The 11,660-nt window shown below is 73.7% G+C and carries 9 protein-coding genes; all 9 read right to left on the bottom strand.

Annotated features, from left to right (window positions below; translation table 11 throughout):
- Positions 1 to 10: 10 nt before the first annotated feature.
- On the bottom strand, positions 11 to 1,489 hold the full coding sequence (locus Y09_RS01355) for a glutamate synthase subunit beta (RefSeq protein ID WP_053915852.1): 1,479 nt from the start codon (positions 1,487 to 1,489) through the stop codon (positions 11 to 13).
- Complete coding sequence (gltB, locus tag Y09_RS01360; protein ID WP_053915853.1) at positions 1,482 to 6,062, bottom strand: glutamate synthase large subunit; 4,581 nt, start codon at positions 6,060 to 6,062, stop codon at positions 1,482 to 1,484. The genes Y09_RS01355 and gltB overlap by 8 nt, the downstream gene beginning before the upstream one ends.
- 112 nt (positions 6,063 to 6,174) lie before the next feature.
- Positions 6,175 to 7,104, bottom strand: coding sequence for a prolipoprotein diacylglyceryl transferase (gene lgt, locus Y09_RS01365; protein WP_053915854.1), 930 nt, complete (start codon positions 7,102 to 7,104; stop codon positions 6,175 to 6,177).
- A gap of 39 nt (positions 7,105 to 7,143) precedes the next feature.
- Positions 7,144 to 7,971: a tryptophan synthase subunit alpha gene (gene trpA / locus Y09_RS01370; protein WP_053915855.1), complete on the bottom strand. Its 828-nt coding sequence runs from the start codon at positions 7,969 to 7,971 to the stop codon at positions 7,144 to 7,146.
- The gene (trpB, locus tag Y09_RS01375; protein WP_053915856.1) at positions 7,968 to 9,293 is read right to left on the bottom strand and encodes a tryptophan synthase subunit beta; all 1,326 of its coding nucleotides are present in this window, start codon (positions 9,291 to 9,293) and stop codon (positions 7,968 to 7,970) included. Before trpB ends, trpA begins: the two co-directional genes overlap by 4 nt.
- Positions 9,290 to 10,123, bottom strand: a complete 834-nt coding sequence (trpC, locus tag Y09_RS01380; protein ID WP_053915857.1) for an indole-3-glycerol phosphate synthase TrpC — start codon at positions 10,121 to 10,123, stop codon at positions 9,290 to 9,292. Before trpC ends, trpB begins: the two co-directional genes overlap by 4 nt.
- A gap of 62 nt (positions 10,124 to 10,185) precedes the next feature.
- Positions 10,186 to 10,653: a DUF2752 domain-containing protein gene (locus tag Y09_RS01385; RefSeq protein WP_053915858.1), complete on the bottom strand. Its 468-nt coding sequence runs from the start codon at positions 10,651 to 10,653 to the stop codon at positions 10,186 to 10,188.
- A complete protein-coding gene (locus Y09_RS01390) occupies positions 10,650 to 10,955 on the bottom strand; it encodes an HGxxPAAW family protein (protein ID WP_053915859.1) in 306 nt (101 codons plus the stop codon). The genes Y09_RS01385 and Y09_RS01390 overlap by 4 nt, the downstream gene beginning before the upstream one ends.
- A gap of 92 nt (positions 10,956 to 11,047) precedes the next feature.
- Positions 11,048 to 11,660: Trp biosynthesis-associated membrane protein (locus tag Y09_RS01395; RefSeq protein ID WP_053915860.1), on the bottom strand; the 613-nt coding region annotated here is incomplete at its 5' end.

The following is an 11,660-nucleotide window of genomic DNA, read 5'->3' on the forward strand; positions in this document are numbered from 1 at the left end:
GCCTAGTCTTTCACACTGTGACAGGCTTCTCGCCGGGGCGTACGGGGCGCGGGAGGGAACTGGTGCCCATCAGGTGCTGGTCGACCGCCGCCGCGCAGGAGCGGCCCTCCGCGATCGCCCACACGATGAGGCTCTGGCCTCGGGCGCAGTCGCCCGCGGTGAAGACGCCGGGCGCCGAGGTGGCCCAGGAGCCGTCGTGCACGACGGTGCCGCGTGAGGTCATCTCCACACCGAGCTGCTCGATCAGCCCCTGCTCCTTCGCGCCGGTGAAGCCCATCGCGATCAGGACCAGGGTGGCGGGGAGCACGGTCTCGGTGCCGGGGGTGGGGGTGCGGCGACCGTCGACGAACTGCGTCCGGGCCACGCGCAGGCCCGTCACGGCGCCGTCTGCGTCGACCTCGAAGCCGGTGGTGGAGGCGAGATAGGAGCGTGCGCCGCCCTCCTCGTGGGCGGTGGAGACCTCGAAGAGCACCGGGTGGGTGGGCCAGGGCTGGGACTCGTCCCGCTCGCTGGGCGGCTGGGTGCCGATGGCGAGGGTCGTCACCGAGCGGGCGCCCTGGCGCAGCGCGGTGCCGAGGCAGTCGGCCCCGGTGTCGCCGCCGCCGATGATCACCACGTCCTTGCCCTCGGCGGAGATCCGCTCCCCCAGCCAGTCGCCCTCGACGAGGCGGTTCGCCTGGGTGAGGTAGTCCATGGCGGGGTGGATCCCGGCGGCCTCCCGGCCGGGGACGGCCAGCTCGCGCGGGACGCTCGCGCCGGTCGCGAGGACGACCGCGTCGAAGCGGGAGCGCAGCTCCTCGACGGACAGCGCGCCCTCGCCGGTCCCGCCGACGTCGACGCCGGTGCGGAAGCGGGTCCCCTCCTCGCGCATCTGGGCGAGGCGACGGTCGACGTGCCGCTTCTCGAGCTTGAACTCGGGGATGCCGTAGCGCAGCAGCCCCCCGAGGCGGTCGTCCTTCTCGAGCACGACCACGGCGTGGCCGGCGCGGGTGAGCTGCTGGGCGGCGGCGAGGCCCGCCGGTCCGGAGCCGACGACCGCGACGGAGCGGCCGGTGTGCCGGGTCGCGGGGACCGGGCGCACCCAGCCCTCCTCGAAGGCGCGGTCGATGATCGAGACCTCGACGTTCTTGATCGTCACCGGCGGCTGGTTGATGCCCAGCACGCAGCTGGACTCGCAGGGGGCGGGGCAGGCGCGGCCGGTGAACTCGGGGAAGTTGTTGGTCGCGTGGAGGCGCTCGGCGGCCTCCTCCCAGTCGTCGCGGTAGACCAGGTCGTTCCACTCCGGGATCAGGTTGCCCAGCGGGCAGCCCTGGTGGCAGAAGGGGATGCCGCAGTTCATGCAGCGCCCGGCCTGGCGGGAGACCACCGAGAGGGTGCCCTTCTCGCGGGCCTCGTAGACCTCGCGCCAGTCCATCAGGCGCACCGGGACCGGGCGGCGGGCGGGCAGCTCGCGGTCGCGGGTGCGCAGGAATCCTCGGGGATCAGCCATGGGTGGCCTCCATGATCTCGTTCCAGACATCGTTCGCATCGGGGTCGAGCCCCTGGGCCACCGCGTCGTCCCGGATCGCGGTGATGGTGAGGAAGGCGCGGGGCGCGATCTCGGTGAGGCGCCCCATCAGCTCCTCCTCGTCGGCCAGCAGCGAGGCCGCCCGGTCGGAGCCGGTGCGGGCCAGGTGGTCGCGCAGCGCCTCGAGGACGAAGCCTCGGTGCTCCTCGCGCACGGGGGCGACGGAGAAGCCCCGGGCGTCGGCCGGGTTCAGGCAGGAGGGGTCCAGGTCCAGGACGAACAGGGTGCCGCCGCTCATGCCGGCGCCGAGGTTGCGGCCGGTCGGTCCCAGCACGATCACGGCGCCGCCGGTCATGTACTCGGCGCCGTGGTCGCCGATCCCCTCGACCACCAGGGTCGCGCCGGAGTTGCGCACCCCGAACCGCTCCCCCGCGGCGCCCGCCAGCAGCAGGCGTCCGCTGGTGGCGCCGTAGGCGCACGTGTTGCCCGCGATCGGGGCGGAGGTCAGCGAGGGCCCGGTGCCGACGCCGTGGCCGACGGCGATCACGCCGCCGGAGAGCCCCTTGCCGACGTAGTCGTTCGCGTCGCCGGTGAGGTGCATGCTCACGCCGCGCGGGAGGAACGCCCCGAAGGACTGTCCGCCGGTGCCGGTCAGCTCGAGCACGATCGCGTCGTCGGGAAGGCCTGCGCCGTCGGTGCGGCGGGTGACCTCGTGGCCGAGCAGGGTGCCCGCGCTGCGGTCGATGTTCCGCACCTGCCCGGGGATCCGTACCGTGCCCTCGCGGGCGTCGATGACCTCCTCGGCCGCGGCGATCCAGGGATGGTCAGGGGCCTTCTCGAGGGCGTGGTCCTGGCCGCGGCGGCGGCGCGGGAAGTCGCCGGGGTGGATCTCGGGCGCGGCGAGCACGGCCGCGAGGTCGAGGCCCTCGCGCTTCGCCTCGCCGAGCGCGGTGAGCGCCCGCTGGTCCTCGCGCAGGGCGAGGAGGTCGGTGCGCCCGATCGCCTCGTCCAGGGAGCGCAGCCCGAGCGCGGCGAGGTGCTCGCGCACCTGCTCGGCGACGAACTGGAAGAAGGTCACCACGTGCTCGGCCCGGCCCGCGTAGCGGGCGCGCAGCTCGGGGTTCTGGGTGGCGACGCCGACGGGGCAGGTGTCCAGGTGGCAGACGCGCATCATGACGCAGCCGGTGACGACCAGCGGCGCGGAGGCGAAGCCGTACTCCTCGGCCCCGAGCAGCGCCGCGATCACCACGTCGCGGCCCGTCTTCATCTGCCCGTCGACCTGGACGGTGATGCGGTCGCGCAGCCCGTTCAGCAGCAGGGTCTGCTGGGTCTCGGCGAGGCCGAGCTCCCAGGGGGTGCCGGCGTGCTTGAGGGAGTTCAGCGGGCTCGCGCCGGTGCCGCCGTCGTGCCCGGAGATGAGCACGACGTCCGCATGGGCCTTCGACACGCCGGTGGCGACCGTGCCGACCCCGAAGCGGGAGACGAGCTTGACGTGCACGCGCGCGGCCGGGTTCGCGCTCTTCGCGTCGTGGATCAGCTGGGCGAGGTCCTCGATCGAGTAGATGTCGTGGTGCGGGGGCGGGGAGATCAGTCCGATGCCGGGGGTCGAATGGCGGGTCCGGGCGATCCAGGGGTAGACCTTCTCGGGCGGGAGCTGTCCGCCCTCGCCGGGCTTCGCGCCCTGCGCCATCTTGATCTGGATGTCGCGTGCGAAGGTCAGGTACTCGCTGGTCACGCCGAAGCGGCCGGAGGCGATCTGCTTGATGGCGCTGCGCCGCTCGGGGTCGTGCAGGCGCTCGGGGTCCTCGCCGCCCTCGCCGCTGTTGGACATGCCGCCCAGGCGGTTCATGGCGATCGCGAGGGTCTCGTGGGCCTCCTGGGAGATGGAGCCGTAGCTCATCGCACCGGTCATGAAGCGTCGCGTGATCGACTCGACCGGCTCGACCTCCTCCAGCGGGATCGCGGGCGAGTCGTCGGTGCGCAGGCGCAGCAGCCCGCGGATCGTCAGCAGCCGCTCGTGCTGCTCGTCGACCGCGTCGGTGTAGGCGCGGAACTCGTCGTACTTCCTCGCGCGGGTGGAGTGCTGCAGGCGGAACACCGACTCGGGGGTGAACAGGTGCGGCTCGCCCTCGCGGCGCCACTGGTACTCGCCGCCGACGGGCAGGCCGCGGTGGGGCGGGTGCACGCCGTCGACCGGATGGGCCAGGGCGTGGCGGGCGGCGATCTCCTCGGCGATGACCTCGAGGCCGATGCCGCCGATGCGGCTGATGGTGCCGGGGAACCAGGTGTCCACCAGCTCCTGGCTGAGGCCCACGGCCTCGAAGATCTGGGCGCCGCGGTAGGAGGCGACCGTGGAGATGCCCATCTTGGACATGATCTTCAGAACACCCTTGGACAGCGACTTGGCGAGGTTCGCGACGGCCTGCTCGGGGCTGAGGTCGCTGACCACCCCGCGCTCGACGAGCTCCTCGACGCTCTCCATCGCGAGATAGGGGGTGACCGCGCTGGCGCCGTAGCCGATGAGCAGCGCCGCATGGTGCACCTCGCGCACGTCCCCGGCCTCGACCACGAGCGCGGCGGAGGTACGTCGGCCTGTGCGCACCAGGTGGTGCTGGACGGCGCTGGTCATCAGCAGCGAGGGGATCGGGGCGAGGACCTGGTTGGTGTCACGGTCGGAGAGGACCAGGAAGGTCGCGCCGTCGTCGATCGCGGCGACGGCCTCCTCGCAGATCTCCTCGAGCCGTGCGCGCAGCGCGGCGGTGCCGCCGGCGACCGGGTAGAGGCCGCGCAGCCGCACGGTGTGGAAGTCGGCCGTGGCGGGGTGGGCGTCGACCGCGAGCAGCTGCGCGAGCTGGTCGCTGTCCAGCACCGGAGCATCCAGCGACAGCTGCCGGGCGTGCTGCGGGGTCGCGTCCAGGAGGTTCCGGGACCGGCCGATGCTCACCCCGAGCGAGGTGACGATCTCCTCGCGCAGCGAGTCCAGCGGCGGGTTGGTGACCTGCGCGAACATCTGCGTGAAGTAGTCGAACAGCAGCCGGGGACGGTCGGAGAGCACCGCGATGGGGGTGTCGGTGCCCATGGCGCCGAGCGGCTCGGCGCCCTTGGCGGCCATCGGGGCGAGCAGCACCCGCAGCTCCTCCTCCGTGTACCCGAAGGTCTGCTGGCGGCGCAGCACGGAGGAGCGGGAGTGGGTGATGTGCTCGCGCCGGGGCAGGTCACCGAGCGCGACCTTCTGCTCCTTCACCCAGGTGGCGTAGGGGCGGGCGGTGGCGATCTCGTGCTTGAGCTCGTCGCTGGGCACGATCTCGCCCGCCTCGAGATCGAGCAGGAAGATCTCTCCCGGCGCGATGCGGCCGGTGCGCATCACCTCGGAGCGGGGGACGTCCACGAGCCCCGTCTCAGACCCGAGGATCACCAGGTCGTCCTCCATCACCCAGTAGCGCAGCGGACGCAGGCCGTTGCGGTCCAGGCGCGCGCCGACCTGCGTGCCGTCGGAGAAGACGACGGCCGCGGGACCGTCCCAGGGCTCCTGGAGCGCGGCGTGGAACTCGTAGAAGGCCCGCAGGTCCGGGTCCATCGACTCGTCGTTCTCCCAGGGCTCGGGCACCAGCATCATCAGCGCGTGGGGCAGGGAGCGGCCCGAGAGGTGCAGCAGCTCGGCGACCTCGTCGAGGCCCGCGGAGTCCGAGCCGCCGGGCGTGGTGATCGGCAGCAGGCGGGAGAAGTCCTCGCCGAAGGCGTCGGTGGCCATCGACCCCTCGGCCGCCCGGACCCGGTTGCGGTTGCCGATCACCGTGTTGATCTCGCCGTTGTGCGCGAGGGTGCGGAAGGGGTGGGCGAGCGGCCAGGCGGGGAAGGTGTTGGTCGAGAAGCGCGAGTGGACGATCGCGAGGGCGGAGGCGAAGCGGGGGTCGCGCAGATCGGGGTAGAACTCGTCGAGCTGGACGGGGGTGAGCATCCCCTTGTACACCATCACGCGGGTCGAGAGGGAGGGGAAGTAGCCCTCGGTGGCATGCTCGACGCGGCGGCGAGTGGCGAAGACGGCCCGCTCGAGCTCGAGGCCGGTGCGCTCGGCGCGGGCGTCGGCGAGGAAGACCTGCACGAAGTCGGGGCGGACCTCCTCGGCCGAGGGGCCGACGAGCCCGTCGGTCACGGGCACCTCGCGGGTGCCGAGCAAGCGCAGGCCCTCCTCGGCGGCGACGCGCTCGAGGGTCTCGAGCACGGCGGCGCGCCCGTCGGCCTCGCGGGGCACGAAGGCGATGCCGGCGGCGTACTGCCCCAGCGGCGGCAGGTCCAGGCCGCTGACCTCACGGAGGAAGGCGTCGGGCAGCTGGACCATGATCCCGGTGCCGTCACCGGTGTTCTCCTCGGCGCCGACCGCGCCGCGGTGATCGAGGTTGCGCAGTGCCTCGAGGGCGTGCTGGACGATGCGGTGCTGGGGGGTGCCGCGGAGCGTCGCGATCATCGCGACGCCGCAGGAGTCGACCTCGCTGTCCGGCCGGTAGAGGCCCTGGGCGGCAGGGAGGGACGAGAAGCGGGAGGTGAGGGGGAGCATGACGCGGGAGCCCTTCTGGAGCGGCGGCCGGTGACGGGCTCGTCGAGGATCCGACGAGCGCCCGGGCCCCGGGCCGCCCTCCGCGCGCTTCGCGTCGTCCGGAGGAGGGGCCCTAGGGGCCGGGTGAGGGAGCGGGGCCGGGAGAGGGAGGCGTGCCCGACTTCTCGACCTCGTCCTCGTCGGGGCCGTTGCCCTCGGTCTGGGCGGGCAGGCTGAAGGAGCCGTCGGCGGCGACGACCTCTCCCCCGCGCTTCCGCTTGCGCAGGGTGAGCAGCACGAACATCCCCACCCCCACGAGCACCATGAGCAGGGCGACGAGGGTGTGGATGCGCAGCGGACCGACCATCAGCACGGGCTCGGAGCGGATCGCGTCGATCCAGGCGCGTCCGGTGGAGTAGATCGCGACGTAGGCCCAGAACACACGGCCGCCCGCCCACTGGAAGCGGCGGCTGAGCAGCAGGAGCACGGCGAGGCCGGCGAGGTTCCACAGCTGCTCGTACAGGAAGGTGGGGTGGTAGGTGCCCGGCACGCAGCCGGCGATCGTGGCCCCGTTCGTCTCGCAGGTCACGTCCCACGCCCACCAGGCGTCCAGCGGCGGGCCGTAGAGCTCCTGGTTGAACCAGTTGCCGAAGCGGCCCAGCACCTGGGCGAGCATGATGGTGGGGGCGATCGTGTCGGCCAGCGCGGTGAAGGAGACGCCCTTGAGCCGGGCCATGATCCACACCGCGAGGGCGCCGCCGGCGACGCCGCCGTAGATCGCGAGCCCGCCCTGCCAGATGTACAGCACCGAGAGCGGGTCGCCCCCGGGGCCGAAGAAGGGCGCCGGGGAGGTCAGGACGTGCCAGACGCGAGAGCCGATGATCCCGGCGATCACCGCGACGAAGACGATGTCGAAGAGGGTGTCGCCGTCGCCGCCGCGGACCTCCCACCGCTTCGTCGCCCACCACAGCGCCACGCCGATGCCGGCGAGGATGCACAGTGCGTAGAAGTGGATCGTGAGGGGGCCGAGGGAGAGGGCGGAGATGCTCGGGCTGGGGATCATCGCGTGCTCTCCTCTCGGATGTGGGCCCTGCGGGGCTGGTCAGGTGCGGGCGCGCTCGACGCCGCTGCGGAGATCCGCCGCGACGGCCGCGAGGGCCGTGCGGGCCGCCGCGTCGTCGCCCTCGTGCTCGATCAGGGCGCGCACGAAGGCGGAGCCGACGATCACTCCATCAGCGTACGCGCCGACCTGCGCGGCCTGCTCACCGTTCGAGACGCCCAGACCCACGCAGACGTTCCTCGCCCCGGCCGCCCGGGTGCGCTCGACGAGGCCTCGCGTGGCGGTGGAGACGCTGGCCCGGGTGCCGGTGACGCCCATGGTGCTCGCCGCGTACACGAATCCGCGCGTGTGCGAGACCACATGCTCGAGCCGGTCCCGCGGGGAGCTCGGTGCGACGAGGAACACACGGTCCACGCCGTGCTGCGCGGAGGCGGCGATCCAGTCGGCGCCCTCGTCGGGGATGAGGTCGGGGGTGATCAGCCCGGCGCCGCCGGCGGCGGCGAGGTCGCGGGCGAAGGAGTCGGGCCCGTAGGCGAGCACCGGGTTCCAGTAGCTCATCACCAGGATCGCGGCGCCGCGGCCGGAGAGCTGCTCGACGGCCTCCAGGACGTGCCGGGTGCGGGTGCCGCGCTCGAGCGCGGCGGAGGCGGCCTGCTGGATCACGGCACCGTCCATGACGGGGTCGGAGTAGGGCAGGCCCAGCTCGATCATGTCCGCGCCGTGGTCGATGAGCACCTTCGCGGCCTCGATCGAGCGGTCGAGGTCGGGATATCCGACGGGCAGGTAGCCGATGAGCGCGGCGCGGTCCTCGGCGCGGGCGCGGTCCAGGACGTCGCCGGCGCGCAGGCGGTGGGTGTCGGCGGCGGTCATCGTGCCTCCTCCTGGGCGGCGGGTGCGGCGGTGCGGGCGAGATCGCGCAGGGCGGCGAGGTCGGCGCGCGCGGGATCGTCGCCCACCAGCCCGAACCAGCGCGAGGCGGTGTCCACGTCCTTGTCCCCGCGGCCGGAGAGGCTCACCAGGATCACGGCGTCCTCCCCGAGCTCGCGTCCCAGCTCGAGCGCGCCGGCGAGGGCGTGGGCGGACTCGATCGCGGGCATGATGCCCTCGGTCATGGACAGCAGCGCGAAGGCCTCCATGGCGGGGCCGTCGTCGATCGCGCGGTACTCGGCGCGGCCGATGTCCGCGAGCCAGGCGTGCTCGGGGCCGACGCTGGGGTAGTCCAGCCCGGCGGAGACGGAGTGCGAGGGGATGGTCTGGCCGTCCTCGTCCTGCATGACGAAGCTGCGCGCGCCGTGGAGCACCCCGGCGGAGCCGCCGGTGATGGTCGCCGAATGACGGCCGGACGCGACGCCGTCGCCGCCGGCCTCGCAGCCGACGAGGCGCACGAGCGGCTCGGTGTCGTCGAGGAAGGCGTGGAAGATGCCCATCGCGTTGGAGCCGCCGCCGACGCAGGCGACGACCGCGTCGGGCAGTCGGCCCACCCGCTCGAGGGTCTGGGCGCGGGCCTCCTCGCCGATGATGCGGTGGAAGTCGCGCACCATGGCGGGGAACGGATGGGGTCCCGCGACGGTGCCCAGCAGGTAGTGGGTGGTCTCCACGTTCGCGACCCAGTCGCGGAAGGCCTCGTTGATGGCGTCCTTGAGGGTGCGGGAGCCCTGCTCGACGGCGACGACCTCGGCGCCGAGCAGGCGCATGCGGGCGACGTTGAGGGCCTGGCGCTCGGTGTCCTCGGCGCCCATGTAGATCGTGCAGTCGAGCCCGAACAGCGCCGCGGCGGTCGCGGTGGCGACGCCGTGCTGGCCCGCGCCGGTCTCGGCGATCACGCGGGTCTTGCCCATGCGTCGGGTCAGCAGCGCCTGGCCGAGCACGTTGTTGATCTTGTGCGAGCCGGTGTGGTTGAGGTCCTCGCGCTTGAGGAGGATCCGCGCGCCGCCGGCGAGGGCCGAGAAGCGCGGCGCCTCGGACAGCAGCGAGGGACGACCGGTGTACTCGGCGGCCAGTCGCCGCAGCTCCTCGGTGAACTCCGGGTCGACGATCGCCTTCTCGTAGGTCTCGGCGAGCTCGTCGAGGGCGGGCACGAGCGCCTCGGGCAGGAAGCGCCCGCCGAAGTCGCCGAAGTTGGGCCCGGCCTCGGAGCGCAGCGCCGTCGAAGGTCGGGTGAGGTCGGGCAGCACGGGGTCGGGGGTGCTCATGCCTGGGCTCCTTCCGGGAGGGGGCGGCCGCGGCGGACGACGCTGCGGAACGAGGAGACGGCGTCGGCGGGGTCCCCGGAGGTCACCAGGGCCTCGCCGACCAGGACGGCGTCCGCGCCGGCGGCGGCGTAGGCCTCGACATCGGCGCGGGCGGCGACCGCGGACTCGCCGATGGCGAGGGGTCCGGCGGGGATGCGGCGCAGCAGCGCCGCGGCACGGTCCAGGTCGACGGTGAGGTCCTTGAGGTTGCGGGCGTTGACGCCGAGGAGCTGCGGGTCCAGGACGAGGGCCCGCTCGAGCTCCTCCTCCGTGTGGGTCTCGACCAGCGCCTGCATGCCCAGCTCGCCGGTGAGGGCGTACAGCTCCTGCAGCGGACCGTCCTCGAGCGCGGCGACGATCAGCAGCACGATGTCCGCCCCGTGGGCGCGGGCCTCGTGCACCTGGTACGGCTCGACGACGAAGTCCTTGCGCAGCACCGGCACGTCGACCCGCTCGCGGACGGCGTCGAGGTCGGCGAGGGAGCCGCGGAAGCGGCGCTGCTCGGTCAGGACGCTGATCGCGGAGGCGCCGGAGTCCGCGTAGGTGCCGGCGAGCTCGGCCGGCTCGGGGATCTCCGCCAGGGCGCCTTTGGAGGGGCTGGCGCGCTTGACCTCGGCGATCAGGCCCATGGTGGTGCCGTCGCCGGCCAGACGCGCGCGAGCGTCGAGGGCGGGAGCGGCGGCCTGTGCGCGATCCTCGATCTCGGCGTCCGGCACGGCGCGACGCCGGGGGGCGAGATCCTCGCGGACGCCGACGATGATGTCGTCGAGAACGGTTCCGGTGGTGGTCACTCGGTCCTCCTGAAGCGGGTGGGGCGGCGCCGTGCACGAGGCTGCGGTCCGCGGGGCGGGGCTCAGCCGCCGACGTACGAGATCGGTGCCAGGAACCAGAAGGCGGGGAGGTTCCGCAGGACCGTGAAGACCAGCACGACGCCGGTGAGCACGAGCACCGTCGTGCGGGAGGGCATCAGCTCGGTGGTGAGGCCCCGCGCCCGGCGCAGCGCCCACACCCCCAGGCCGATCGCGGTCAGCGGGATCGCGAGGGTGATCAGCAGGTTGCTGCGCAGGGCCAGCAGCAGCTCGCCGGCGAGCAGGGAGTGCACGGCGCGGATCGCTCCGCAGCCGGGGCACTCGATGCCCGTGAGGTGGTTGACGATGCACAGCGGCACATGGGTGCGGAACGGGTCGAAGATCAGCTGCACCCCGACCGCGAGCGCCAGTGCGGCGCCCATGATGCCGAGCGGCAGCAGGAGCAGGTGCGCACCGCGCGCGGGCCCTCCCGCGCCGAGCTGCTCGTCCCGCTCCTGCGCCGCGAGGGTCACCGGGCGCCGGCCTCGGCGGGGGCCTCGTCGGGGCGGTTCTCGGCGACGGCGACGGCCTCGGAGACCGGGTGGCCGTACTTCTTGGGCTGGCCGAGGCCGGCCTTGGACATCACGATGCCGGCCAGGATCGCGAGCACGACGATCGCGGCGCCGACCCAGATCAGCACCGTCATCTCGGGGAGGATGAGGCCCGCGGCGATCGGGATGGAGCCGATCACGATGCCCATGTTCATCGTCCACGCCGCGACGGTCTTCCCCTCGTTGTGATGGGGCGGCGGCGGCACGGTGTAGGTCTGCGACATGATCCTTCTCCAGTCTGGGTCCCGGTCGGGGCCATTGTGCCACGTCATGCCGTCGGACGACGGCATCGTCCGCGGCGTGCTGCGCGAGGCGGTCAGCGCTGCGGGGGCGTCCCGGCGCCGTCGGCCCCGGGAGCGTCCGCGGGGTCCGTCCCCCCGCGCGGTGCGTCCTCGTCCTCGCCGGGGCCGGCGAGGCTCGGGTCCTCGCCGCGGGTGAGGGCGTCCCAGGCGGCGGCAGGGTCCTCCGCGGGGTCGGCGGCGGTGGTGACGGCGGCGCTGCGGTAGCGACTGCCGACGGGCCAGGAGCCGCCTGCGATCAGCACGATCACGCCGGTGGCGATCACGGCGAGGGCCGGGACGAGGGCGATCAGCGGCCAGCTGGTCGCGTCCGCGGCGACCTCCGCGCCGACCACCCCGGTGAACTCGGCGACGGCGGAGCCGGCGGCCCCGGCGGGGTCACGCAGCGGGGTGAGGGAGGCGAGTCCCGCGCCGAGCCCGGCGGCGATCAGGACCGGCCCCGTGAGGAAGCGCACCCAGCGGCTCGAGAGCGAGGTCGCCAGCGCCGCGGCGAGGGCCGCGAGGGCGAGGGCGAGCACCGCCGGGGCGGCGTCCGCGCCGCCCACCGCGACGTCCTGCGCGGTGCCGGCGAGGTCGGGGGCGGTGGCCTGCACCCAGGTGGCGCGCGTGGTGCCGGCCAGGGCGCCCGCG

Origin of the sequence: Brachybacterium sp. SW0106-09, from assembly GCF_001293905.1 — a bacterium.
GTDB lineage: Bacteria > Actinomycetota > Actinomycetes > Actinomycetales > Dermabacteraceae > Brachybacterium > Brachybacterium conglomeratum.